General features: G+C 63.3%; 18 protein-coding genes. 14 read left to right on the top strand and 4 right to left on the bottom strand.

Annotated elements, in window-relative coordinates; translation table 11 throughout:
- The first annotated feature begins 7 nt into the window (after positions 1 to 7).
- The 7 genes from AC1RWL_RS29725 to AC1RWL_RS29695 all read left to right on the top strand — a co-directional run bounded on the left by AC1RWL_RS29725 (position 8) and on the right by AC1RWL_RS29695 (position 13552).
- A complete protein-coding gene (locus tag AC1RWL_RS29725; RefSeq protein ID WP_493097153.1) occupies positions 8 to 2326 on the top strand; it encodes a methyl-accepting chemotaxis protein in 2319 nt (772 codons plus the stop codon).
- Positions 2327 to 3014: 688 nt separating this feature from the next.
- Positions 3015 to 4064 carry an efflux RND transporter periplasmic adaptor subunit gene (locus AC1RWL_RS29720; RefSeq protein WP_493158585.1) on the top strand — a complete coding sequence of 350 codons (1050 nt, stop codon included), beginning with the start codon at positions 3015 to 3017 and terminating at the stop codon, positions 4062 to 4064.
- On the top strand, positions 4061 to 5134 hold the full coding sequence (locus AC1RWL_RS29715; protein WP_439624161.1) for an efflux RND transporter periplasmic adaptor subunit: 1074 nt from the start codon (positions 4061 to 4063) through the stop codon (positions 5132 to 5134). Before AC1RWL_RS29720 ends, AC1RWL_RS29715 begins: the two co-directional genes overlap by 4 nt.
- Positions 5131 to 8220, top strand: a complete 3090-nt coding sequence (locus AC1RWL_RS29710) for an efflux RND transporter permease subunit (RefSeq protein WP_493097155.1) — start codon at positions 5131 to 5133, stop codon at positions 8218 to 8220. Before AC1RWL_RS29715 ends, AC1RWL_RS29710 begins: the two co-directional genes overlap by 4 nt.
- 344 nt (positions 8221 to 8564) lie before the next feature.
- On the top strand, positions 8565 to 9782 hold the full coding sequence (locus tag AC1RWL_RS29705; protein WP_493158583.1) for a polysaccharide biosynthesis/export family protein: 1218 nt from the start codon (positions 8565 to 8567) through the stop codon (positions 9780 to 9782).
- Between the two features lie 156 nt (positions 9783 to 9938).
- The gene (locus tag AC1RWL_RS29700) at positions 9939 to 11966 is read left to right on the top strand and encodes a capsule polysaccharide biogenesis protein (RefSeq protein ID WP_493097157.1); all 2028 of its coding nucleotides are present in this window, start codon (positions 9939 to 9941) and stop codon (positions 11964 to 11966) included.
- Positions 11967 to 12136: 170 nt separating this feature from the next.
- A complete protein-coding gene (locus AC1RWL_RS29695) occupies positions 12137 to 13552 on the top strand; it encodes a capsule polysaccharide biogenesis protein (RefSeq protein ID WP_493097158.1) in 1416 nt (471 codons plus the stop codon).
- Between the two features lie 84 nt (positions 13553 to 13636).
- Here the strand turns inward: AC1RWL_RS29695 and AC1RWL_RS29690 are convergent, their stop codons facing one another.
- The 4 genes from AC1RWL_RS29690 to cysQ form a co-directional block, all read right to left on the bottom strand.
- Complete coding sequence (locus AC1RWL_RS29690) at positions 13637 to 14323, bottom strand: ABC transporter ATP-binding protein (RefSeq protein WP_493097170.1); 687 nt, start codon at positions 14321 to 14323, stop codon at positions 13637 to 13639.
- Complete coding sequence (locus tag AC1RWL_RS29685) at positions 14323 to 15114, bottom strand: ABC transporter permease (RefSeq protein ID WP_493097159.1); 792 nt, start codon at positions 15112 to 15114, stop codon at positions 14323 to 14325. The genes AC1RWL_RS29690 and AC1RWL_RS29685 overlap by 1 nt, the downstream gene beginning before the upstream one ends.
- 25 nt (positions 15115 to 15139) lie before the next feature.
- A complete protein-coding gene (locus tag AC1RWL_RS29680) occupies positions 15140 to 16546 on the bottom strand; it encodes a KpsE/RkpR family capsule polysaccharide export protein (RefSeq protein WP_493097160.1) in 1407 nt (468 codons plus the stop codon).
- Positions 16547 to 16753: 207 nt separating this feature from the next.
- The gene (gene cysQ / locus AC1RWL_RS29675; RefSeq protein ID WP_493097171.1) at positions 16754 to 17560 is read right to left on the bottom strand and encodes a 3'(2'),5'-bisphosphate nucleotidase CysQ; all 807 of its coding nucleotides are present in this window, start codon (positions 17558 to 17560) and stop codon (positions 16754 to 16756) included.
- A gap of 188 nt (positions 17561 to 17748) precedes the next feature.
- On the opposite strand from cysQ, the gene AC1RWL_RS29670 reads away from it, so the two are divergent.
- The 7 genes from AC1RWL_RS29670 to AC1RWL_RS29640 form a co-directional block, all read left to right on the top strand.
- On the top strand, positions 17749 to 18999 hold the full coding sequence (locus tag AC1RWL_RS29670; protein WP_493097161.1) for a sarcosine oxidase subunit beta family protein: 1251 nt from the start codon (positions 17749 to 17751) through the stop codon (positions 18997 to 18999).
- Between the two features lie 7 nt (positions 19000 to 19006).
- A complete protein-coding gene (locus AC1RWL_RS29665; protein ID WP_493097162.1) occupies positions 19007 to 19282 on the top strand; it encodes a sarcosine oxidase subunit delta in 276 nt (91 codons plus the stop codon).
- Entirely contained in the window at positions 19279 to 22236 is a 2958-nt protein-coding gene (locus tag AC1RWL_RS29660; protein WP_493097163.1) for a sarcosine oxidase subunit alpha family protein, read from the top strand. The genes AC1RWL_RS29665 and AC1RWL_RS29660 overlap by 4 nt, the downstream gene beginning before the upstream one ends.
- Positions 22237 to 22246: 10 nt before the next feature.
- Positions 22247 to 22801, top strand: a complete 555-nt coding sequence (locus AC1RWL_RS29655; protein WP_493097164.1) for a sarcosine oxidase subunit gamma — start codon at positions 22247 to 22249, stop codon at positions 22799 to 22801.
- 120 nt (positions 22802 to 22921) lie between these two features.
- Positions 22922 to 25348 (top strand): GcvT family protein, encoded by a 2427-nt coding sequence (locus tag AC1RWL_RS29650; protein WP_493097165.1) that lies wholly within the window; start codon positions 22922 to 22924, stop codon positions 25346 to 25348.
- Between the two features lie 282 nt (positions 25349 to 25630).
- The gene (locus tag AC1RWL_RS29645) at positions 25631 to 26533 is read left to right on the top strand and encodes a branched-chain amino acid ABC transporter permease (protein ID WP_256121061.1); all 903 of its coding nucleotides are present in this window, start codon (positions 25631 to 25633) and stop codon (positions 26531 to 26533) included.
- A gap of 3 nt (positions 26534 to 26536) precedes the next feature.
- On the top strand, positions 26537 to 26790 hold a 254-nt coding region (locus AC1RWL_RS29640), incomplete at its 3' end, for a DUF3382 domain-containing protein (protein ID WP_493158580.1).

Raw genomic sequence — 26790 nt, 5'->3', positions numbered from 1 at the left:
ACGATTGATGCTGCCCAAGACTGCGACTGCCCGAAACATGTTCGCCATCGTGGCGGCCGGTGTTGCCATGACCGTGACAACGGCTGGTGTTCTTCTCTGGTTGTCCTACACAGCCGTCAAAGAACGGTCGATTTCGGAAATGGTGAACGCAGCGGAGGCGAGTGCAGGCGAAGTTGAAACCACCTTCGCGCACGTCAAATCGTTGAGCTGGAACATGCGCTCCGCGCTCTTCGCGGTAAAGGACGTTGGTGACCCGAGCCGCGCAGCCTTCGATACGACGTTGAAGCGCCTGCTGATGGACAACCCGATGGCTGTCGGTGTTTACACGGCTTGGGAGCCAGAAGCCTTCGATGGCAAGGATGCCGAGTTTAGCGGCAAGCCTGGACACGACGCGAGTGGTCGCTACGTTCCCTACGTGATCCGCTCGAACGGTAGCCCGGTGATCGAACCTCTGGTCGACTACGACAAGCCCGGCCCAGGCGACTATTATCAAGTGCCGAAGAAAACCGGCAAGGACTTCCTTACAGAACCCTATCTGTACAGTGTCGGCGGCAAGGAGACCTTGCTGACGTCGTTCGTGGTGCCGCTGATGTTCGACGGCACCTTTAAGGGGATGGCGGGCGTCGATGTGGAGCTCAATGCTCTTGCGACCGATATGGCGAAGTTGAAGCCACTCGGCGACGGTTACGTCGCGCTTCTGAGCAAGGGCGGCAGCATTGTCAGCCACCCGGATCGAGCGCTTCTCGGAAAGTCACTGAAAGACTCAGGCCTCGACATTGCCGTCTGGCAGAGACTGCTCGACAATCCAGGCGAGGCCTTGGAGTTGACGGATGCTGCGGGCATCGCCTCGATGGCGGTTGCTGTTCCTGTCAAACTGGATCCTGGAACAGTCTGGTTCGCGATCGTCGCGGTGCCGAAATCCGTTCTGTTCGCCAGCCTCTCAACGCTTGCAATGACGTCGATTGCCGTCATTGCGATCGCCGCTGGCCTGCTGATTTCGATCGGCTGGCTGCTCGCTGCCCGCTTCCGTAAGCGGCTTGCGACAGTCATTACGGCCACGAGCCAGATTGCTTCCGGTCACACCGATGTCAACCTCTCGGAATCCGAGCGCAAGGACGAGATCGGCGAAATGGCCCGCTCGCTTGCCGTGCTGCGTGACGCGACGCTCGCCAAGGTCCGCCTCGAAGGCGAGGCCGCGCAGAACCGCGCGCTCTCGGAAGAGGAGCGCCGCCACCGCGCCGAGGAGGCCGCCGCACGCGAGCAGGAGACGCGCATCGCCGTCGGGGCGCTGGCCGAAGGCCTGCAGAAACTCGCCGATGGCGACATGACGCACCGCATAGAGCAGGCCTTTGCCGGTTCGCTCGACGAGGTCCGTCACGATTTCAACGCTTCGGTCGAAAAGCTGCAATCGGCGCTTCGCTCGGTCGGCAGCAATGCCAATGCCATCCAGGCCGGCTCCGCGGAAATCCGCGCCGCCTCCGACGATCTCGCCAAGCGCACCGAACAGCAGGCGGCCTCCGTCGAGGAGACCGCGGCGGCGCTGGAAGAGACCACGACCTCGCTCAAGGACGCGACCAAGCGGGCGGAAGATGTCGGCCAGCTCGTCGAGCGCACCCGCGCCGGGGCGGAAAAGTCGGGCGACGTCGTGCGCCGGGCGGTGAGCGCGATGAGCGGCATCGAGAACTCGTCGCGCGAAATCTCCAATATCATCGGCGTGATCGACGAGATCGCCTTCCAGACCAACCTGCTGGCGCTGAATGCCGGCGTCGAGGCTGCTCGCGCCGGTGAAGCCGGCAAGGGCTTTGCGGTCGTGGCGCAGGAAGTGCGTGAACTGGCCCAGCGCTCGGCCAATGCGGCCAAGGAGATCAAGGCGCTTATCACCAAGTCCGGCGAGCAGGTCAATCTTGGCGTGGCGCTGGTTGGCGAGACCGGCTCGTCGCTTTCCGAAATCGTCAACCAGGTGCAGGAGATCGACCAGAACGTCGCGGCGATCGTGCGCTCGGCGCGCGAACAGTCGACCGGCCTCAACGAGATCAGCGCGGCGGTGAACTCCATCGACCAGGGCACGCAGAAGAACGCGGCCATGGTGGAAGAGCAGACTGCCGCAAGCCATGCGCTGGCGACGGAAGCTGCCGCCCTCAACAGCCTTATCTCGCAGTTCCGCCTGGCAGCGGGTGCTGTCGCGGCGCGTCCGGTCGCGGCATCCCCCGCCGCGCACCGCCCGGCCGCATCCGGCGCACGGGCGCTCGGCAACAAGCTCACCCGCGCCTTCGGCGGCGGGCAGGCCGCCACGGCAGCGACGGCGCAGGACTGGGAGGAATTCTGAGCCTTCCCGTTCGGCTGACAAAACGAACGCGGCCCGGTCAAACCGGGCCGCTTTTTTGTTGGGCGGCAAAATACGCCCAAGTTTTGTGCGATGCACAAGAATTGGCCAGGATCGGAACAGGCCGCCAGCAACGGTGTTTGTTAGCTGCGCCTTTAGTAATATGAAATCATTTTTCTATTTCGTACTTCACCGACTTGGCACGCTTCCTGCTTCTCTTAGGCAGGTCCAGAGGGGACCGAGATAGAAGCGTCCAACGAATGGCGCTCCGGTAAAGCCGCCGTGCAGCTTGATGAAAACCGTATGGTTTCGAAGCTGCCGGCGGCTTTCTTGTCTCTGCCCTTAGAGTTTATCAGGGAAAAGTGGGAGCCGGTTTTCCCGAAAGACAAACGAAAACAAAGAAACTTAGAGTCCGTCAGGTTCATTATGAACCTGACTGGCTCTAAGGCGCTGAAAAATATGATTTATTATATTTTTCTGTCTTAGCGCCTTGCCGATTGGCTTTTTTCAAAGGTTCCGCCACACTCGGCTGCGACAAGTTCAACATCTGGTGGTGCTGCGGCTTGTCAGTCTGATCTTCGCGATATAATGAGGACCCATATTAAATGGGTTATCTGCAAGGGTGGGGACGACAATGCTGAGATCGCCGATTGTCTCGGGGCCGCGATCGCTGGTCCTGTCAGGTGGGATGATGCTGGCGATGCTGGCTTTCTCCGCCACTGCCGGGCCGGCGCTTGCCGATAGCGCCGCACGGCCGGTGCACGTCGCGCCGGTCAAATTCCAGGAGCGCGAGCAGACGATCACCATTACGGGCGAGGTCGTGGCGCGGGTGGAAACCGATCTGTCCTTCCGCGTCGGCGGGCGCATCACCGGCTGGTTCGTCGATGTCGGCGCCGCGGTGAAGGAAGGCCAGGTCCTTGCGCGGCTCGACCCCGAGGAACAGAAGGCCGATGTCGAGGCAGCGGAGGCCGGCGTTCGCGCCGCAGACGCGCAGCTGAAGCTCGCCCGTACCAATTTCGACCGCCAGAAATCACTCCTGAACGACGGTATCAGCACGCAGCGCGATTTCGACGATGCCGAGACGGCGCTGCGCACGGCGGAAAGCGCGCGCGAGGCATCGATCGCCCAGCGCGACACGGCCAAGGAAGTGCTCTCTTATACGGAACTGCGCGCGCCCGCCGACGGCATCGTCACCGGGCGGCTTGCCGAAAGCGGCCAGGTGGCGCAGGCGGCGCAGACCATGTTCACCATCGCCGACAACGGCCCGCGCGACGCGGTCTTCGAGGTCTATGAATCGCTGTTCTTCTCGCAGCCCTCCGAGGACGGCGTGGTCATCACGCTGCTCAGCGACGACCGCGTGCGCACGGAGGGCAGGGTGCGCGAGGTTTCGCCCACCATCGATGCGGAGACCGGCACGGTGCGCGTCAAGATCGCCATGGCCGAGACGCCGCCGGAAATGACGCTCGGCGTCTCCGTCGTCGGTGTCGGCTCGCTGGCGCCGCGGCGGGTCGCGGTCGTGCCCTGGCAGGCGCTTTCCGGCACCGATGGCAAGCCGGCGCTGTGGATCGTCGACAAGGCGAACAATACGGTCGATCTGCGGCCGGTCGAGGTGCTGTCCTTCGAGACCGGCGCGGCGCTGATTTCGGGCGGCATCGAGGAGGGCGAGACCTACGTGTCCGATGGTACGAAGCTGCTCAGGCCCGGCCAGACCATCACCGCGACCGAAGGAGCCGCGCCATGAGGCTATCCATCCTGTTGACGACCGTCGTGCTTGCCGCGACGGCGCTTGCCGGCTGCCAGAAGGAAGAGGAGGCCGCCGCACCGCCGCGGCCGGTCCTGTCGCTGGTCGTCACGCCCACCGCGCTACCGGGCACGCGGTTTGCCGGCGTGGTGCAGGCGAAGGTGCAGGCCGCCCTCGGCTCGCGCGTCGCCGGACGCCTCGTCTCGCGCACGGTACATGTCGGCGACCTCGTGAAGAAGGGCGACGCGCTCGCCGTGCTCGACGCGACGGCCTATGAGCTTGCGGTGCGCTCGGCGCGCGCGGAGCTTTCCAGCGCCGAAGCCACGCTTTCCAGTGCTGTGGCGACCGAGGAGCGGCAGAAGACGCTGCTCCAGTCGAATGCCGCCGCACAGGCCGCCGTCGAAAGCGCCGAACAGTCGCGCGAGGCGGCGGATGCCGGGCTGGTCAGGGCGCGAACCGCACTGGTGAAGGCCGAGGAACAGCTTTCCTATACCCGCATCCTGGCGGAATTCGACGGCGTCGTGGTGGCGACGGGGGCCGAGGTCGGCCAGACCGTTTCGCCCGGTGAGGCGATCGTCACCGTCGCGCGGCCCGATGAACGGGATGCCGTGGTCGACATTCCGGAGACGGCGGAAAAAATCGCGATCGGCAGCCGGTTCGCGGTGTCGTTGCAGATCAATCCGGCCGTGAAGGTCATGGGCACGGTGCGCGAAGTCGCACCCTCCGCCGACGCCGTCACGCGCACGCGCCGCGTCAAGATCGCGCTGGAGAACCCGCCGGAGACGGTGCGGCTCGGCACGACGATCACCGCCGAGCTGGAGGGGCCGGACCTGACCGCCATCATGATCCCCGAGACGGCGGTGCTCCTGAAGGACGGCAAGCCGCATGTCTGGCTCGTCGATGCCGGCAAGGGCGAGGTGCATCTGGCGCCGATCGAGACGGGTGCTGCCGCCAACCGCTATCTCCAGGTGGCGAGCGGGCTGAAGGATGGCGACCGCGTCGTCACCGCCGGGGTGAACAGCCTCGAAGAAGGCCAGAAAGTCAGAATCGAAGACGGGGCAAGCCTATGAAGAAATTCAACCTTTCGGACTGGGCGCTCGATCATTCGTCGCTCGTCTGGTACTTCATGATCGTCTTCGCGCTGCTCGGTTTCTTCACCTACCAAAATCTCGGCCGCGAGGAGGATCCCTCCTTCACCATCAAGATCATGACGATCAGCGCCGCCTGGCCCGGCGCTTCGGTGGAAGAAACGACGCTTCAGGTGACGGAGCGCATCGAGCGCAAGTTGGAAGAGCTGGAATCGCTCGATTTCACCCGCTCCATCACCACGCCCGGCCAGACGCTGATCTTCGTCAACCTGAAGCCGACGACGCGCGCGCGGGACGTGGCGCCGACCTGGGTGACGGTACGCAACATGATCAATGACATCCGCGGCGACTTCCCGTCCGGCGTCATCGGCCCCGCCTTCAACGATCGGTTTGGCGACGTTTTCGGCAATATCTACGCCTTCACCTCCGATGGCCTGACCTCTCGCCAGCTGCGCGACTATGTGGAGGACGCCCGCCGGCAGATCCTCACCGTTCCCAATGTCGGCAAGGTCGATCTCGTCGGCGCGCAGGACGAGGTGATCTATCTCGAATTCTCGACGCGGCAACTCGCGGCGCTGGGCATCTCCACGCAGCAGGTCGTCTCGACGCTCCAGGCGCAGAACGCCATCGCGCCCTCCGGCGTGGTGCAGGCCGGCGGCGAGCGCGTCAGCGTGCGCGTCGGTGGGCAGTTTTCCTCCGAGGCGAGCCTTCGCGACGTCAATCTGCGCGTCAACAACCGCTTCTTCCGCCTGAGCGACATCGCCACCATCACCCGCGGTTATGAAGACCCGCCATCGGCGCTGTTCCGTTTCAATGGCGAGGCGGCGATCGGGCTTGCCATCGGCATGAAGCAGGGCTCGAACCTGCTGGAATTCGGCGCGGCCGTGGAGAAGGAAATCGAGCTTCTCTCGCACGACCTGCCGATCGGCGTCGACGTGCACCTTGTTTCCGACCAGCCGAAGGTGGTCGAGGAGGCGGTGTCCGGCTTCACGCGGGCGCTGTTCGAGGCGGTCATCATCGTGCTCGCCGTCAGCTTCGTCAGCCTCGGCATTCGCGCCGGCCTCGTCGTCGCGCTCTCCATTCCGCTGACGCTCGCGATCACCTTCGTCTTCATGTATTACGACGGCATATCCTTGCAGCGCATTTCGCTAGGCGCGCTCATCATCGCACTCGGCCTTCTCGTGGACGACGCGATGATCGCGGTGGAAATGATGGTGGCGCGGCTGGAGGCGGGCGATACGCTGCGCAAGGCCGCCACCTATGTCTATACCTCCACCGCCTTTCCCATGCTCACCGGCACGCTGGTGACCGTGGCGGGCTTCATCCCGATCGGCCTCAACAACAGTGCCGCCGGCGAATTCACCTTCAGCCTCTTCGTCGTCATCGCCATTTCGCTCGTCGTGTCCTGGGTGGTCGCGGTGGTCTTCGCGCCGCTGCTTGGCGTCGCGATCCTGCCGAAGACCATGAAGAATCTCCATGGGCAGAAGGGCTGGTTCGCCCGCACCTTCGCGCGCCTGCTCGACACCTGCATGCACTGGAAATGGACGACCATCGTCGCGACCGTGCTGGTCTTCGGCCTGTCGGTCTTCGCCATGCGCTTCGTGCAGGAACAGTTCTTCCCGTCTTCCGACCGGCCGGAACTCATCGTCGACTGGTCTTTGCCGCAGAACGCCTCGATTGCCGAGACCAACGCGCAGATCGCCAAGTTCGAAGAGGAGAAGCTCAAGGGCAATCCCGATATCGAGCGCTGGTCCTCCTATGTTGGCCAAGGCGCGGTGCGCTTCCTGCTCTCTTTCGACGTGCAGCCGCCGTCGCCGGCCTTCGGCCAAACGGTCATCGTCGCCAAGGACCTGGAGGCGCGCGATCGCCTCAGGGCCGATCTCCAGGCCTATCTGCGCGAAACCTTCGTCGGCACGGATGCGCTGGTCAAGCTGCTCGACATCGGCCCTCCGGTCGGCCGGCCGATCCAGTATCGCGTCAGCGGCCCGGATATCGAGGAGGTGCGCAAACATGCGCTCGCCTTCGGCGAACTCATCGGCAAGGATGACCGGCTCGGCGATATCGTCTACGACTGGAACGAGCCGGCCCGCGTGGTGAAGGTCGATGTGCTGCAGGACAAGGCCCGGCAGTTGGGCGTCACCTCGCAGGATATCGCTTCGGCGCTGAACGGCGTCGTCGGCGGCACGACCGTCACTCAGGTCCGCGACGACGTCTACCTGATCGACATTATCGGCCGGGCGCGGGCGGGCGAGCGCGAATCCATCGAGACGCTGCGCCAGCTCCAGCTTCCGACGGCAAACGGCACCTCCGTACCGCTCGCGGCGGTGGCGAACTTCCGCTACGAGATGGAGCAGCCTGTCGTCTGGCGCCGCTCGCGCGAGCCGACCATCACCGTCAAGGCCAGCATCACCGGTGGCGTGCAGCCGGCGACGATCGTCGCGCAGCTCGACAAGGACGTGTCCGCCTTCAGCGAAAACCTGCCGACCGGCTACCATGTGGAAGTGGGCGGCACGGTCGAGGAAAGCGCGGACAGCCAGGCGCCGATCGTGGCCGTCGTGCCGCTGATGCTGTTTGCCATGGCGACGATCCTGATGGTGCAGCTCCAGAGTTTCTCGCGACTGTTCCTCGTCTTCGCGGTGGCGCCGCTGGCGCTCATCGGGGTGGTCGTGGCCCTTCTCAGCAGCGGCGCACCGCTTGGCTTCGTCGCCATCCTGGGCGTGCTGGCGCTGATCGGCATCCTCATCCGAAACTCCGTCATCCTCGTCGTGCAGATCGAGGAACTGAGGCGGGAGGGCATGCATGCCTGGGATGCGGTGCGGGAGGCGACGGAACATCGCATGCGACCGATCCTGCTGACCGCGGCGGCGGCGAGCCTTGCGCTCATCCCCATCTCGCGAGAGGTGTTCTGGGGGCCGATGGCCTATGCCATGATGGGCGGCATCATCGTCGGCACCGTGCTGACACTGCTCTTCCTGCCCGCCCTCTACATCGCCTGGTTCCGCATCAAGCCGTCGAAAAAGGCAGAGGCCGCCCCGCCGCCTGAAGCCGAACCCCAGGAGGCGGCATGAGTCGCCTCATATTTTCGCCCATCTCCGCCGTCATGGCTTTTCGCGGCGATGTTTTGACGCATGGGCAGGCAAGGGAGATTGCGTTTTTTTTGCCGCACCCGCTGTGAAAAAGCCCGTGGAAAAAGTTGATTTTCAACGCCAAAGAGGGAAGCGTCTTTTCAGGCCGTAACGAATGTGCAAGGGATTTGCTCCATGGTATCGGCGGGGGCCGCATGGGTGGGACAAGGTTTGGTCATGGGACTTGACGAGACGTTGGAACTGCATGTCTATGGCGCCCTGTCGTGGCAAGCGGCTGGCTCTTGCCCCGTGCCTTGTGTGGCACGGTCGAAGGGAAATGCAGTGTGATGATCGTAATTGAAGACGTGAACAGGCCGCGCAAGGGTTTGAACGCATTCGTGCGTGTTCTCGCGGCGGGTTGCCTGTTGACGCTGGCCGGATGTGTCGTTCCCAGCGATGGTCCATTGACCCACGAGGTCCTGTCCGCGGGTGCCGGCGGCAAATCTTACGAAATTCCCCAGACGAAGCTGGTCTTCGACGTGGTGAGCGTCGACCAGCGCGTCGCTAACAGCGTCAGCGCGGCCACGCGCCTCGGCCTGTCCAGCACGTTCGGCTTCGGCGGCGGTGGTGGCACGCCGGTCATCGGTATCGGCGACCGCGTGGATGTCACAATCTTCGAAGCGGGACCGGACGGCCTGTTCTCCACGGCGGAGCGCAAGTCGACGACGATCCCCGTCATCGTGCAGCCGGATGGCCACGGCCAGATCCCCTATGTCGGCTCCGTCCGGTTCGCCGGCATGACGATCGATTCGGCGCGCGCGACCATCGTCGATGCGCTGAAGGCCAAGGCCGTCGAGCCCGACGTGATCGTCACGCTTGCCGGCAATGCCTCGCGCACCGTGTCCATCCAGGGCGATGTGAACAAGTCGGCCATCGTGCCGCTTGGCCTCAGCGGCCAGCGTCTCAGCGAAGTGATCGCCATGGCGGGCGGTGCGGCCAAGCCGTCCTATGATACCTATGTGACCCTCAAGCGCGGCGGCAAGTCGCGCAGCGTGCTGCTCCAGTCGGTCATCGACAGTCCGAAGGACGACATCTACGTCAAGCCGGACGACCAGATCTACCTGACCTATGATCCGCAGACGTTCGCGGCGCTCGGCCAGACGAAGAAGAGCGGCAAGATTCCGTTCGATGCGGCCAAGCTCAGCCTCGTCGAGGCGGCAGCACTTGCCGGCGGCGGCAATGTCGCGACGGCGGACCCGAAGGGCTATTTCGTCTTCCGTTACGAGGATGAAAGCGTCTATCGCAGCGTCGTCGGTGACGACCGGTTCCGCGACCTGATCTCGCGCGGCATGATGCCGGATTCGGAAGGCCGTTATCCGATCGTCTATCGCCTCGATCTGGGTGCGACGCAGAGCTACATCGTCGCGCAGAACTTCCCCGTGCGGAACAAGGACGTCGTCTATCTGGCGCGCCATGTCGCTACGGACCTCGCCAAGTTCCTGACGATCGTCTCCAGCGGCTCGACCGCGGCCTACAATATCCAGCGTACGGCGGACCTGCTGTAACCAGCCGACGCCGCATCCAATGTCGGCTGTTCGAGTTTTGACCCTGGAGTCGGTCCGGTTCATCCTGAATCGGACCGACTCCAGGTTTATCTGTTTCCGTTTGTCTTTTCGGAAAAACCGGTCCCCACTTTTCCCTGACAAACTCTAGAGGGCTGCATGGCCGGTCGGGCACGCAAAACCTACGCGCTTCTTTCCTTCGGTCTCTGGCAGCAGCGGGACGATATTTCCCGCTTGCTCGACGCCGAGATCGTCGCCTGGCCTTTCGCTATGCCGGGACGGATCGATGGTTTCATCGGCTGGGGGCGCAAGGCTTCCGGTCGTCGGGCCGCGTGGCTTGCAGCGCGCTCGGGCAAGGAAATGATCACCCTCGAAGACGGCTTCCTGCGCGGTTTCTCACCGGGGCAGGGGGAGCCGAGCCACTCTTACGTGGTGGACCGGGACGGCATCTATTTTGATGCGCTCCACCCGAGCGGCCTCGACCGGCTGCTCTCCCGGCCGGTGACCGATGCCGCAGCGCTCGACCGGGCACGCCGGCTGATGGCGCTGCTGCGTCACGAGCGCCTGTCGAAATACAACAACAGCCCGCTGCTCACGCCAGCGGACGCCGGCGTTCCGCTGGGCCGGCCGTTCGTGCTGCTTGTCGATCAGGTGGCGGGTGACGCCTCGATTGCCGGGGCGGGGGCGAGTGCTGCGAGTTTTCGCGCCATGCTGGAGCATGCGGCCGCCAACAATCCGGGCAAGACGCTGGTCGTGCGCATGCATCCGGCAGCGGGCGACCGCAGTCTTTTGCGACAAGCGGCGACTGCCATGGGCATCGAGATCATAGTGCCCGGCCGCATGAACCCCTGGCCGCTGCTGGAAGAGGCCGACAGCGTCTACACGGTGTCGAGCCAGCTTGGCTTCGAGGCGCTGATGGCGGACCGCGAGGTCCACTGTTTCGGCACCACCTATTATTCCGGTCACGGCCTCACCGTCGATCACAATGGCCTGTCCGCCGGGCGATCATCGGCCTCGTTGGAGCAGGTCTTCCACGCCGCCTATATCGACTATTCGCTCTATCTTGACCTGCACACGCGCCAGCCCTCAACGCCGGAACACGCCGTGCAACAGGCGATCACGGTGCGGGACCAGCGTGCGCGCATCGAGCGTAAGGTTTTTACCGCCGGATTTTCTCCCTGGAAGCGCAAGGCCATGACACCGTTCCTGAAGGGCATGGCCGGTGGGCCGGTGCATGCACGCTCGCTGGACGCCGCGGCGGCGGCCGCGCGTGCGGGAGAGGGGATTGTCGCCGTCTGGGGCAGCGATGTGGCTTTGCCCGCCGACGTGCCGGCCATCCGGCTCGAAGACGGCTTCATCCGGTCCCGGGGCCTCGGTGTCAACCTGACGATGCCGTCCTCCGTCGCGCTCGATGGCGAACATGTCTATTACGATGCCCGTGGCGAAAGCGCGCTGGAGGCGCTGGTCGCCCATGGCGACTTCGATGAAAGCCTCAAGGCGCGGGCGCGTGATCTCGTCCGCTTGCTGATCCAGCGCGGCGTTTCCAAATACAATCTCGGGACGAATGCCGAGCTGCCGGTCGTGGCCAAAGGACGGACCAAGATCCTCGTGCCCGGGCAGGTGGAGAAGGACGCTTCCATCCGGTACGGTTCCCCCGATATCCGCTCCAATGCCGCCCTCGTGGGTGCCGTGCGCGCGCTCTTTCCCGAGGCCTTCATTGTCTACAAGGCGCATCCGGATGTGGTTTCCGGGGTGCGTGACGGCGGCGCCGAACCGCAGGAGGCCGATCTCACCGTCGGCAGCGGCGATATCCTGCAATGGATCGGCTGGGCGGACCGGGTCGAGACCATGACCTCGCTCGCCGGCTTCGAGGCACTGCTGCGCGGCAAGGCCGTCGGCGTTCATGGCGCGCCGTTCTATGCGGGCTGGGGGCTCACCGACGATCGCCTGGCCATTCCCCGCAGGACGCGCCGTATCGATCTGGAGACGCTCGTCGCCGCGAGCCTGATTCTCTACCCGCTCTATGTGCACCCGCTGAGCGGTTTGCCATGCCGCCCGGAGGACCTGGTGGAAGAAATTTCAGCCGGCGCCTTGAAATCGCCCGGACTGGCGCAGAAGCTGTTTTTGTGTGCGGCGCAACAAATCAACCGTGTCGGGGTGTTGCTTCGCGACTCGCGGTTGCGGTAAACTTGGCTGGAAACCGTGGGGCGGTCCGAGTCGCCGCACGATGCGCGCATCTGCCAGTCGAGGGGCCGGCGGCAAAAATCGGGGAATAGAGTAGATGTGGTTGCTAAAACGGCGCCTTTGTGCGAATACCATTCTACCCAGCATCACATTTTGAGTAGAGCCGACCTGTCATGAGCGTACAGCATGATAACGATATGAAGGTTGGCCGCTCCGACGCCGAAGCCAATGGTGCTGCGCGTGGATCCCGGCTGATCAATCTGTCGCTGCGGCGCAAACTGTCCAAGCGCTTTCCCTCCAAGAGTGCGCCGCGCGTGCTCCTGTTGCAGGGTCCGGTCGGCCCGTTCTTCCGCAAGGCACAGGCGCTGCTCAACGACAGCGGCTTCGACACCTGGCGCATCTGTTTCAATGCCGGCGACAGGCTTTTTGCCCGCGGCAACAAGATCCTGCATTTTTCCGGCACCGCGGACGTCTGGCGCGACTGGTTCACCGAAATCGTCGGCGAGCATGGCTTCGACTATGTGGTTCTCTTCGGCTGCGAGCGCGATATCCACAAGATCGCGATCGAGCAATGCGCTGCTGCGAACATCCCCGTGCTCAGCCTGGAAGAGGGTTACATCCGTCCCGGCTTCGTGACCATGGAGACCGGCGGCAATAATTGGCGCTCGCCGATTGCCGGTCTGCTGCCGTCCGACAAGGATGAGGAAAAGCGGCGTGAGCGCCCACGCGGGACGAATTACCCCTCGTCTTTCGGTGTGATGGCAACCTACGCCTTCACCTATTTTTCCGTGCGCGGTATCTTTTCGACGCTGAGCGAGCGCAAGCTGTTCCACAAGCACAAGCGGTCGCTGGCGCCCGAGGCCTTCTACTGGGTCAAGAATTATTACCGGAAGTTCCGCAACCTCGGCAGCAATTATCGCAGCATGGAACGGTTGCTGGAGCATCACGACAAGAAATATTATCTAGTGCCGCTGCAGGTGCATGACGACAGCCAGCTGGGTGCCGCCGCGAGCGGCTGGAACAACCAGAAGCTCATCCTCAAGACGATCGTGTCTTTCGCGCGAAATGCGCCGCCCGGCCACCAGCTGGTGTTCAAGATCCATCCAATGGAGCGGGGGCACAGCCAGGACAAGCAGTTCATCCGCCAGGTCGGCGTGCTCAACAACGTCTCCGACCGAATCCACATTCTCGACAGCGGTTCGCTCGGCCTGATGACACGACATGCGGCGGGCATGGTGACGATCAACAGCACGTCCGGCCTGTCGGCACTTCAACATGGCATTCCGCTTGCCGTTCTCGGACAGGCCTTCTATCGCCATCCTTCGCTCGCCTTCTGCGTTAACAAGGGTATCGAGCTCGATAGTTTCTGGTCCTCCGGTCATGTGGCGCCGGCAGCGCTGCGGCGCGATTACCTCAACTGGATTGCCCAGCAATGCCTGCATCCCGGCGATTATTACGCCTATGAGGGCATCGAGGTCGCGACGAACTCGCTTCTGGAAAAGCTTCGCACCATGGACGAGGCGGCCCGCGCCGCCGGCCAACTACCCCGAGCGAGCAACGTTCTGCCGTTGATCGCGCAATCCAAATAGGGCCGGGCGAACCAACCTCATTGACATAAATTTTTAAGCCCTTGGGGACATCCGAGGACTGCGCGTATGTATTGCTTTAGAAAATCAGGCTGATCGGCGTTGATTGGTCGAGGAGGTCCGAAGGATATCTTCGTGGACCTCGATCGCTTCTTCGATGTCGTTATAGAAGGTGAGCTGGCCGTTGTTCATGACACCGCCTATGTCGCAGAATGACCGCAGCAGGCCGGAGGAGTGGGACACGAGAAGCAACGTGGCGTTCTCGCGGCGCTCGTCAAAGACTTCCTTACACTTCTTCTTGAAAGTTGAGTCGCCGACCGCGATGACCTCATCGATCAGGTAATATTCAAACCCGATCGCCATGCAGATGCCGAAGGAGAGGCGTGCCTTCATGCCGGCGGAATAGGTCTTGACCGGCATGTCGAGATAAGGCCCGAGCTCGGAAAAGTCAGCCACGAAATCCAGGATTTGGCTTCGGTTTTTGCCGTAGATATCGGCGATGAAGCGCGTGTTCTGAGCGCCGGTCAGCTTGCCGTGCACGCCGCCGTTAAAGCCGAGTGGCCAAGAAATCTTGCCTTCGCGCAGGATGCGTCCAGAATCCGGCATATCGCCACCCGAGATCAGGCTCATGAGTGTGGATTTGCCGGCACCGTTGCGACCGAGAATGCCGACATTGGTGCCGGGGCGGAAGGCTGCGGTGAACCGGTCGAGGATAACCTTCTTGCCGCCACCGGGACGGGGAAAGGCCTTGCTGACATTGTCGAATATGATCATCAGCTCATGATCCTGCGGCGAAAAATGCGTTCCAAAAGGAGCGCGGAGGTGAGCAGCGCGGTGGAAAGACCCAGAAGATAGGTTTTGCTCAGAAGAGCGTTGTAATCGAGATAGGTCGAGGTACGGAACCATTCGACGCAGTGCATGAATGGGTTCCACCACAGAATTGTCTGGAAGCCCGGGGGCATTTCCGCGGGCATGAAGAAAACACCGGACATCAGCATCAAAGGCATGCTCAGCACGCTGAGAAAGGTATCGTATCGCGGAACGAGGGCAGTCACGGTCGCATTGAAGGCGGCAAAGGAAAAGGCGAAATAGAGAATGGCGAACATGCCTTCAGCAAACTCGCCGGGATAGACGATGACGTCGCGATCCAGCGAAATCGCGAGCCCGCCCATGAACAGCGCACAGATGATCAACCAGATCGTCGTTTCCAGCAGGAAGGTGGCAATGAGCGTGTCAAGCGGTCGCACGAGCGGATAGGTCAACATCGGATGGTTGGTGACGATCGCGCGTTCCGTCTTGCGAGAGATGCCGCGCGTCATGCGGAAACCGAACACGCCGGCCAGAATGAACAGAAGTGCATTGTCCCCGAAAGGAATATGCGCCTTCATCGAGGTGTGGATGAGCAAGAAGACGCCGACATAGGCAGCGGGCTCGGCCAGGATCCAGATGAAGCCCAGCCGGCTTTCCCCGAAGCGCGTGACGGCGCTGCGTACGACAAGGGCGGAAATCACCCGCGCGTTTTCACGCAAGGCATAGCTTAGGGGCTTTTCAGCTAGCAGAGCCATTCCGCCACTCTTTTCTTTAACGCGATCAGATCGCGTGATCCTTCACGGACCGGAATGCGAAATAACCGATGAGCCAGAGGCATGTCATCGCGGCAAAGACGATAAGCGTGTTCACGCCCCCAAGCGGGTAAAGGGCGATTTCAGGCTCGCGCGGCGGAACGTAAACTGCGAAGTAACGCTCCTGCTTCTGCGCCTCCTGCATGGCCGTTTCCAGCGCGGCAAGCGAGGTCGTATAGGCCTTGACGGCGAATTCCTGCTCGACGCTGAGTTCGGTGAAGCGGTCGATCATCTCGGGCAGCGCGCGCCCGGCATCCATGCCGCTGCGTGTCGTCTTGCTGGTGGAATCAGTATTGCTCTCGCCGCTGATCCGGTTCTTCTGCTCGATGAGCTGCGCTTCCAGCGCGCTGATCTGCCGCTCGATCACGCGGGCGGAGGGAGCATCCTTGCTGATCGAATCGACCAGCGCCTTGTAGCGGGTGCGCAGTGACGCCAGTTCCTGCTCGAGCGAGCCGATGATCGTCGCTTCCATCGTCGCAACCGCCGTCGGATCCACGGCCTGTTCGGTGATGCGCAGATCGGTGATCTGGCCGCGAATGTTGCGCAGACGCTCTTCCGAGCGCGCGACCTGCTGATTGGCAACTTCGACGAACTGCTGACGGGACTTTTCCGACAGCCTGTTCACCAGGTTTTCGGACACAGTAAGGACCGCGTCAGCCACCTTCTTGGCGTCCGACGGCGAGAAGGCGAAGACGCGCATCGTCACGTTGCCGGTCGTGGAATTGTAGCTGATATCCACCATGTCCCGCCAATAGTCACGGAACTCGTCGAGTGGCCGGGTCTCGCTTTCCCGGTAGAGGAAGTCGATCATCGACTGAGAATAGACACTGCGGATGTCTACGCTGGTCTGTTCCTTGATATCGGGCAGGATCTGGCCGGAATGGATGTAATCCGCGACGATATAGGAATCACCCGACTGAGCGGACGAGCCGACAAGAGCGGTCAGACCGAGCGCGTTGAGCGACGATTGATTGGAGCCACGTACCGAGAACTGTGTCTCGACGACATATTGCGGACTGGCGATAAACACATAGTAGAGGCCGGCGAGGATCGTCGGCAGGATTGCGGCCAGCGCAAAAGAGAGGATCGGCCAGGGAAGCTGCCGCGTCTGTTTGGGCATCTCCGGCAGGGTCATGATGGCCTTGACGGAATCGACAGGCTTGCGCGCGCGCATTTCCGATCGCAAGCCGAGGTTTTCATCGTCGTCAATGCCGGGATTGACCGGGCGCTTGGCGGGGGTCTGCTTGATCTTCACGACCTTCTGTTCGTTCGCGCGCTGGCGCGCGCGCTTCTTGGCGAGATCGAGCAGGCTGCTCGTCTGGTCGTCGACGTGGGTCGGGGTTTCCGCCGCGACGGGCGCGTTTTCATCTTTCACGTCGGCTCACTCTTTTTCCAACAGCAAACTGGTTTGTCGCCTCGATGCTTGTCGCCGCAACTTATTCGAATTTGCCTTTACAGACAATAAAAATGCCGCGTTCGACCGGTGGCGGGAAATGCCGTTCATCCGCCGGGAAAGAAGGGGATAAGCCTCCTTCAGCCGGTGCCTTTGCGATCGGCGCGCATTCCTCGTTGAGCAATCTGGTTATTTTGTGTTCGCCGCTGGATCCGCGCGCAAATCCGCGCTCGCGGCGATGAAATTCGGGTTGGCGAAGTCCGCGTCGCTCGCCTGGTTGGTCTTGCCGTAGAGGAGGGGGCTGCCGTCCAGCGTGTGGGTTATGCCACCGGCGGCGCGCAGCACGGCGTCGCCTGCCGCGGTGTCCCATTCCATTGTGCGGCCGAAGCGCGGATAGACGTCGGCAAGTCCTTCCGCGACAAGGCAGAATTTCAGCGAGGAGCCGATCGCCGTGCAGGCGTCGATACCGTGGTCGTCGAGAAAACGCGCGGTTTCCGGCGTGGCGTGCGAGCGGCTTGCGACCGCCGTCAGCGCATTGCCGCGGCTGCGGCAGCCGATGGCCTGGCGCCGGGAAATCTCGGTTTCGCCCGTCACCTCGAAACGCTCCGCCCGATCCTCCTCGGCGACGAAACCCACCGACAGCGCAGGCGCATAGACGATGCCGGCAATCGGCGCGCCATCGCGGATCAGTGCGATGTTGACGGTGAATTCGCTGCGGCCGGCGATGAATTCCTTCGTACCGTCGAGCGGATCGACGAGGAAGAAGGTGCCGCCGGAAATATCCGGCACGCTGCCGGCCGCGACGGCCTCTTCGGCAACCACCGGGATCGTCGGAAAATGCAGCGCGAGCGCCTCCAGAATGAGCCGTTCGGCTTCCTCGTCTGCGGCGGTTACCGGCGAGCGGTCCGATTTGTAGTGTACGTCCGCCCCGGCGCTATGGATGGCCATGATGGCGCGCCCGGCGGCAAGGGCTGCGCTTTCCATCACCTGCTTCAGCTCTGTCCTGTCTGGCTGCATGCGTCTCGTCCTGCCGTTTCTTGCCCATGCCTTAGACGCGAGGCGGCGCGAAAGTAAATGCCGCGCCGCGCCATTGCACGCGGAAAGTTTCCGGTGCGGCAAGACGCCGCCGGCCTTGCTGTTTGTGCTGCATATGCGAATGTGGGGCGACTGATCCAGGATTCTGCATGCGCTACTCCGCCCTTTCGATCTTCAAGCAAGCCTTTGCCGGAAACCTCGGCTGGACGCCCGCCTGGCGCGAGCCGGCGCCGAAGCCGCATTACGACGTGATCATCGTCGGTGGCGGCGGGCATGGGCTGGCGACAGCCTATTACCTCGCCCGGGAATTCAGCATCCGCAACATCGCGGTCGTCGAGAAGGGTTATCTCGGCTCCGGCAATGTCGGGCGCAACACCACGATCGTGCGCTCCAACTACATGCTGCCCGGCAACGAGCCCTTCTACGAGTTCTCTCTGAAGCTCTGGGAAGGGCTGGAGCAGGAGCTCAATTACAATGTAATGTTCTCGCAGCGCGGCATCATCAACCTCTACCACAATGACGGCCAGCGCGATCAGTATATCCGTCGCGGCAACGCCATGATGATGGAGGGCGTTGCGGCCGAGCTTCTCGACCGCGAGTCGCTGAAGAAGATGCTGCCCTTCCTCAATTTCGAGCATGCGCGTTTCCCCATCATGGGCGGCCTCCTGCAAAAGCGCGCCGGCACGGCACGGCACGATGCCGTCGCCTGGGGTTTTGCGCGCGGCGCGGACCGGCTCGGCGTCGATCTCATCCAGAACTGCGAGGTCACCGGCATTCGCCGCGAAAACGGTGCCGTCACCGGCGTCGAGACGACGAGGGGTTTCATCGGCTGCAACAAGCTGGCGCTCGCCGCTGCCGGAAACACTTCGCGCGTTGGCGAGATGGCGGGGCTGAAGCTGCCGATCGAAAGCCATGTGCTGCAGGCTTTCGTGACCGAAGGCCTGAAACCCTGCATCGACCACGTCATCACCTATGGCGCCGGGCACTTCTATATCTCGCAATCCGACAAGGGCGGACTGGTGTTCGGCGCGGAGATCGACGGCTATTCTTCCTATGCGCAGCGCGGCAACCTCGCGACGGCAGAGCATGTCATGGAAGAGGGCGTCACCATGATCCCCGGCCTTTCGCGCGTGCGGGTGCTGCGCGCCTGGGGCGGCGTCATGGACATGTCGATGGACGGTTCGCCGATCATCGACCGCACGCCGATCGAAAACCTCTACCTGAACTGCGGCTGGTGTTACGGCGGCTTCAAGGCGACGCCGGCCTCCGGCTTCTGTTTCGCGCATCTGATCGCCAAGGGCGAGAGCCACCATGTGGCGCGCGCGCTCAGGCTCGATCGTTTCGAGCGCGGTTTCCCGATCGACGAGGCGGGTGCCGGCACCCAGCCGAACCTGCATTGAGTGAGTGATGGCAAGCCTGATTTCCTGTCCGCATTGCGGCACCCGCGCCAAGGAAGAATTCTCCATCCGCGGCGATGCGACACCGGTTCGCCCGGCGCCGATGGCGGCCGACGAGACGTGGAACGATTATGTGCATGTGCGCGCCAATCCGCGCGGTCGCATCCGCGAACATTGGCAGCATGTCGCCGGCTGCCGGCGCTGGCTGGTGGTGGAGCGGGACAATTTTACCCATGAGGTGTTTTCCGTCAGTGATGCCGCGGCGGGAAGGGGAGGCGAGCGATGACCGCCTATCGCCTCGCCACCGGCGGCCTCGTCGACCGCAGCCATGCCGTGCGCTTCTCCTTCGACGGCGCCGCGCTCACCGGCCATGCCGGCGATATGCTCGCCTCGGCGCTCATCGCCAATGATCGCCTGCTCGTTGCCCGTAGCTTCAAGTATCATCGCCCGCGCGGCATCGTGACGGCCGGGCCGTCCGAGCCGAATGCGCTGGTGACCATCGGCACGGGCGAGCGGCGCGATCCGAACACCAAGGCGACGGCCGCCGAACTTTACGATGGCCTCGAAGCCGTCAGCCAGAACCGCTGGCCGAGCCTCGCCTATGATATCGGCGCGGTGAACAGCCTGATGTCGCGCTTCCTTTCGGCCGGCTTCTACTACAAGACCTTCATGTGGCCCGCCGCCTTCTGGGAAAAGGTCTACGAGCCGCTGATCCGCCGCGCCGCCGGCCTCGGCCGCACAAGCCTGCCGAGCGATCCGGACAGCTATGAGAAAAGCTGGGCGCATTGCGACCTGCTCGTGATCGGCTCCGGCCCGGCGGGCCTTGCCGCTGCGCTCACCGCCGCCCGGTCGGGCTTGCGCGTCCTTCTTGCCGAGCAGGATTTCGTGCTCGGCGGCGCGTTGCTGTCCGAGGCGACGAAGCTGGACGGGGAGGCGCCCTATGTCTTTGCCCGGCGCGCCATCGACGAGCTCCAGAACCATGCGAATGTCACGCTCCTGCCGCGCACCACGGTGTTCGGCTGGTACGACGACAATGTCTTCGGCGCGGTCGAGCGGGTGCAGAAGCACGGCGTGACCATCGATCCCGGCAAGCCCGTCGAGCGCCTGTGGCGCATCGTGGCGAAACACGCGATCCTCGCCACCGGCGCGGAAGAACGACCGCTGGTCTTTGGCGGCAACGACCGGCCCGGCATCATGACGGCGAGCGCCGTCAGCACCTATGCCAACCGTTTTGGCGTCGCTGCCGGCAAGTCCGTCGCGGTGTTCACAAACGGCGCGTCCGGCTATCGCACGGCGCAGGACCTCGTGGCTCATGGCATCGAGGTCGCGGCCCTCATCGATAGCCGCGCGGATGCCGCCGACAGCGCGCCGGCGGGCGTGCGGCTGGTTCGCGGCGGCTCCGTCATCGATACGAAGGGGCGCCAACGCGTCCGCGCCGTCGTCACCGATCGCGGCGGTTTCGAGGAGCTGATCGCCTGCGACGCCGTGGCGATGTCCGGCGGCTGGAGCCCCGTCATCCATCTCGCCTGCCAGCGCGGCGGCAAGGCGGTCTGGTCGGAAGCCTTGCAGGCGTTCCTCGCGCCGGAAGAGGGCGCCGGGCTGGTGATGGCCGGTGCCGCGGCGGGGCATTATCGCCTGTCGGAATGTTTCGAGGATGGCGCGCGCAAGGCGTCGGCCATCGTGGAGAGCCTCGGGCGGTCGGTCGCCGGCTTCGAGCGCCCTTCCATCGGCGAGGAGATCGATCCGTCCTTCACGGCGCTCTGGCATGTGCCGGGGGCGAAATCCAAGGCCTTCGTCGATTTCCAGAACGACGTGCACACCAGGGATCTTGGCCTCGCCGTGCGCGAAGGGTTCGGCCATGTCGAACACGCCAAGCGCTACACGACGGGCGGCATGGCGACGGACCAGGGCAAGCTCGGCAATATCAATGCCATCGGCATTCTTGCGACCATGCGGGGCGTCAGCCCCGCCGAAGTCGGCACCACCACCTTCCGGCCGTTCTACACGCCCGTCTCCTTCGGCGCGCTCGCCGGCACGTCGGTCGGCGAACACAATATGCCGACGCGCCGCTCGCCTTTGCATGGTTGGGCGGCGCGCAATGGCGCGGTCTTCATCGATGCCGGGCTCTGGTATCGTTCCTCCTGGTTCCCGAAGGCGGGCGAAAAGACCTGGCGCGACAGCGTCGACCGGGAAGTCAGGAATGTCCGCGAAAATGCCGGCCTCTGCGATGTCTCGACGCTCGGAAAAATCGAGGTTTTCGGGCCGGATGCGGCCGAGTTCCTGAACCGGCTCTATTGCAATCCCGTGCTGAAACTGCCCGTTGGCAAGGCCCGTTACGGCTTGATGCTGCGCGAGGACGGCATGGTCTTTGACGACGGCACGGTGAGCCGGCTGGCGGAGGAGCATTTCCTCGTCACGACCACGACGGCGCTTGCCGGCGGCGTGCTCTCGCATATGGAGTTCGCCGCGCAGGTGCTGTGGCCGGAGCTGCGCGTGCGTTTCCTCTCCGTCTCCGACCAATGGGCGCAGATGTCGATTGCCGGGCCGAAGGCGCGCGCGATCCTGCAAGCCGTTGTCGAGGACGACCTGTCGCCTGCCGCTTTCCCGTTCCTCGCCGCCCGCGAGGTGCGGCTGAAGGGCAATCTGAAGGCGCGGCTCTTCCGCATTTCTTTCTCCGGCGAGCTTGCCTATGAGCTGGCAGTGCCGGCGGGTTATGGCGAGGCGGTGGCGGATGCGCTGATGCGGGCGGGCCAGCCGCATGGCCTCTGCGCCTATGGCGTCGAGGCGCTGAACGTGCTGCGCATCGAGAAGGGGCATGTCACCCATGCTGAACTCGACGGCCGCGTGACGCCGGACGATGCCGGCCTCGGCCGCATGATGGGTTCTGCCAAGCCGGATTTCATCGGCAAGCGGCTGTCGACGCGGTTCGGCCTGACGGCGGCGGACCGCGCCCAGCTCGTCGGCCTTCGGGCGCTGGAGGCGGACAAGGACATGCGCGCCGGCGCGCACCTGCTGAAGGACGGCGCAAAACCTTCGACGTTGAACGACCAGGGCTGGGTGAGCTCTACATGTTTCTCGCCGACGCTCGGCAGCCATATCGCGCTCGGCTTCCTGAAGTCCGGCCGCGAGCGCTACGGCGAGAAGATCGTCGTCTGGGACCAGTTGCGCAGCGTCGAGGCGATGGCGGAGGTTTGCGATCCGGTCTTCGTCGATCCGGAAAACCGCAAGCTCATGGCGTGAGGTGAGGGCGATGGCTTACGATTATCAGGCGGTGCATGCGCTGGACGGCATGATCGGCGCGATTTCCGAGCGGCGGGTCAATCACCTCGCCGCCCACCGCACGACGGCGATTGCCATGGTGCTGGCGGCGCCCGGCCAGACGGCCGAGGCAGCGGGCATCCTGGTTGCCAATGGCGAGTTCGAGGCACGTTTCTCCGGCCCCGGCGAATGGCTGGTGCTGTCCGAAGTGCATGCGCCGGAAACGCTCGCCGCCGAACTCGGCCTGCGCCTCGGCCACTTCGCCTTCGTCGCGGACCAGAGCCACGGCCGCGTCGCGCTGACGCTGTCCGGCCCGGATGCCGCGCGTATCCTGGCGAACGGCATCGCCGTCGATCTGCATCCCGAGGCCTTTCCGGTCGGCCGCGCGGCGAACGTCCTGTGCAACCACCTCTCGGTCAACCTCGCCCGCACGGGTGAAACAAGCTTCGATCTCGTCGTGATGCGCAGCTTTGCCGAGGCTTTGGTGGGCGATCTGAAGGTCATGGCGCGCAGCTTCGACCTGTCGGTGGATTTCGCCACGCGCTGACAAAATCGGCAAAGCGACATGAGGTTTCGCACCACGGGCTTGTCGGGCATCCGGGGGACAAAATAGGCTGCGCTTCGTTCGCCGCTATTCCCTTCAACCCGCCGAAAGCCGGAGTTTTTCATGAAGAGCCATGCAAGGGTCGTCGTCATCGGGGGCGGCGTCGTCGGCTGTTCCGTCCTCTATCATCTCACGAAATTCGGCTGGACCGATGTCGTGCTCGTCGAGCGTTCGGAGCTGACCTCCGGCTCGACCTGGCATGCGGCCGGCGGTATGCACACGATCAATGGCGACCCGAACGTCGCCAAGCTGCAGAAATATACGGTGGAGCTCTATAAGGAGATTCAGGATTATTCCGGCCAGGATATCGGCCTGCACATGACCTCCGGCATGATGCTGGCGTCCACCAAGGACCGGTTCGACTGGATGAAGTCGATCCTTGCCAAGGGTCGCTACATGGGCCTCGACGCCCATCTGCTGACGCCGAAGGAAGCGCATGACCTGATGCCGCTGCTCGATCCCGACCAGTTCGTCGGTGCGGTGTTCGATCCCGTCGAAGGCCATCTCGATCCCTACGGCACGACGCATGCCTATGCGAAATCCGCCAAGAAGAACGGCGCTGACATCTACCTGCACACCAAGGTGGAAGATCTCGTGCAGCGCGAGGATGGCACCTGGCGCGTCATCACCGACAAGGGCGAGATCATCGCCGAACATGTCGTCAACTGCGGCGGCCTGTGGGCACGCGAAGTGGGCCGCATGGTGGGGCTGGAGCTGCCGGTGCTCGCCATGGAGCACATGTATCTCATCACCGAGGACATGCCCGAGGTCATCGAGTTCAACCAGACGCGCGGCAAGGAGCTGATGCATTGCGTCGACTTCGACGGGGAGATCTATCTCCGCCAGGAGCGCAACGGCATGCTGATGGGCACCTATGAAAAGGCCTGCCGCCCGTGGTCGCCGCTCACCACGCCCTGGAATTTCGGCCACGAGCTTCTGGCAGAGGATATCGAGCGAATCACGCCGGAGCTGGAAGTCGGCTTCCGCCATTTCCCCGCCTTCAACAAGGCGGGCATCAAGAAGATCATCAACGGCCCCTTCACCTTCTCGCCGGATGGCAATCCGCTGGTCGGCCCGGTGCGCGGCATAACGAACTACTGGTCGGCCTGCGCGGTCATGGCGGGCTTCAGCCAGGGCGGCGGCGTGGGGCTGGCGCTCGCCAACTGGATGATCCACGGCGATCCCGGCTTTGACGTCTTCGCCATGGACGTTTCCCGCTATGGCGACTTCGCGACGCTCGCCTATACCAATGCCAAGGTCCGCGAAAACTATTCGCGCCGCTTCTCGATCCGTTATCCGAACGAGGAACTGCCGGCTGCTCGCCCGCTGCTGACGACGCCGATCTACGACAAGCTGAAGGAGGCCGGTGCCGTCTTCGGGGCGTCCTATGGCCTGGAACAGCCGCTGTGGTTCGCGCCGAAGGGTGTCGAGGATCATTTCTCGTGGCGTCGCTCGACGGACTTCGACACCGTCGGCGCGGAAGCGAAAGCAGTGCGCGAAAGCGTCGGCCTGATGGAGACCTCCGGCTTTGCCAAATATGCGGTAAAGGGGGAGGGCGCCGAGGCCTGGCTCGACCGGCTGCTCACCTGCCGCATTCCCGTGACCGGCCGCATGACATTGGCGCCGATGCTGAAGGATGATGGCAAGCTGATCGGCGATTTCACGCTGGCAAAGCTCGGCGAAGGCGATTTCCTGCTCATCGGCTCCGGAATCGCCGAGGACTATCATATGCGGTGGTTCGAGACGCATCTGCCGAAGGACGGCTCGGTGACGCTCGAAGCGCTCAACCTCGCGCTCGTCGGCCTTGCGATCGCCGGGCCGAAGGCGCGCGACGTCATGCAGAAGCTGACGCATCAGGACCTCTCGACCCCGGCCTTCCCCTTCATGGCCGTGCGCCGCATGGATCTCGGCATGGCGCCGGCGATCGTCGGGCGCGTCAGCTATACCGGCGATCTCGGCTACGAAATCTGGATGAAGCCGCAATACCAGCGCTACCTCTACGATCTCCTGCTGGAGGCCGGCGCCGAATTCGGCATCAAGCTCTTCGGGCTGCGCGCGCTGAACGCACTCCGCCTCGAAAAATCGTATGGCAGTTGGTCGCGCGAATACCGGCCGCTCTATGGGCCGCTCGAAGCGGGGCTGGAGCGTTTCGTGGCGGTCAAGAAGGACGCCGACTTCATCGGCAAGGCGGCGGCGAAGGCCGAGCGCGAATCAGGCGGTGCGCTTCGCTTGCGCACCTTCATCCTCGACGCGAAGGATGCCGACGTCATCGGCGACGAGCCGATCTATCTCGACGGCGAAGTGCGCGGTTGGGTGACGTCGGGCGGGTATGCCCATGCGGCCGGCGTTTCCGTCGCGGTCGGTTATGTGCCGAAGGAGATCGCCGACGTCGAAAGCGGCTGGTCGATCGAGCTTCTCGGCGAGATCCTGGCGGCGCGCCCGCAGCCGGAACCGCTGTTCGACCCCTCCGGCGCGAAAATGCGCGGCTGAGTGTTCCGTTCAGGCGGCGCTGTCTCAAAACGGGACAGCGCCGCCTACTGCTTTCATGCATCTTTTCGGGCAAGGGTGCGGCTTTTCCTGCCGATTTTTTGGTTTCCCTGGCGTTAAATGCGTCATTTAACCGTTCTTGCTAAAGAAATTGTCGATCCCGGCTTTTTGGGCTTCCCTTTTGTATCGAAAGCGGTATGGAATCCCCTTCGTCTAACAAGCTCAAAAAAGAGCGTTAAGAACAAGAGATGTGGCCGATCAGGAACCGCATCCGGGGGATTGCAAATGGAATATTTTGTCCAGCAGCTCGTCAATGGGCTGACGCTTGGATCTATCTATGGATTGATAGCCATCGGCTACACCATGGTTTACGGCATCATCGGCATGATCAATTTCGCCCATGGCGATATCTTCATGCTGGGCGGGTTCGCCGCTCTCATCGTCTTCCTTCTCCTCACCAGCGTGTTTGCCGGCCTTCCGGTCGTTTTGCTGCTGCTGGTAATGATCGCCGCGGCCATGCTGACGGCGTCTTTGTGGAACTGGACGATCGAAAAGGTGGCCTATCGGCCGCTGCGCGGTTCGTTCCGCCTGGCACCGCTGATCACCGCCATCGGCATGTCGATCGCGCTGTCGAACTTCATCCAGGTCACGCAGGGTCCGCGCAACAAGCCGATCCCGCCGCTGGTATCGTCGGTCTACAACGTCTTCGGCATCTCGATCTCGCTGAAACAGCTGATCATCATGGTGCTGACGGTCATCCTGTTGACGACCTTCTGGTACATCGTCAACAAGACCTCGCTGGGTAGAGCGCAGCGCGCAACCGAACAGGACCGCAAGATGGCGGCGCTGCTCGGCATCGACGTCGACCGCACGATCTCCGTGACTTTCATCATGGGCGCCTCGCTCGCGGCCGTCGCCGGCACGATGTACCTGATGTATTACGGCGTGACCGTCTTCACCGACGGCTTCATTCCGGGCGTCAAGGCCTTCACGGCCGCGGTTCTGGGCGGCATCGGCTCGCTTCCGGGCGCGGTTCTGGGCGGCCTGCTCATCGGTCTCATCGAGAGCCTTTGGTCCGCCTACTTCACCATCGACTACAAGGACGTCGCGACGTTCTCCATCCTCGCCATCGTCCTGATCTTCAAGCCGTCCGGTATTCTCGGACGACCGGAAGTCGAGAAGGTTTGATCCATGACCAACATTGCAAACACGTCTGAGCGCGCCGGCGGTAACCTGACGGCGCAGGCTCTGCGCGAGGGCTTTTATGCCGGCATCATCTCGCTCGGCCTCTTCGTCCTCTTCGTCGGTCTCGAGACCACGCAGAACATCCGCAACGAGCTGGTCATCAACCAGCGCTGGGGGCTGCTCGCGATCTTCGTGATCGTCGCCGCCGTCGGCCGCTTCCTCTCGGTCGCCTATCTGCGGCCCTGGGCGGCAGCCCGCAA

It is taken from the genome of Shinella sp. GW821-FHT10F02 (genome assembly GCF_058809275.1).
Note: the sequence above shows the minus strand (reverse complement) of the source record. Positions and strands in the feature narration are given on the sequence as shown.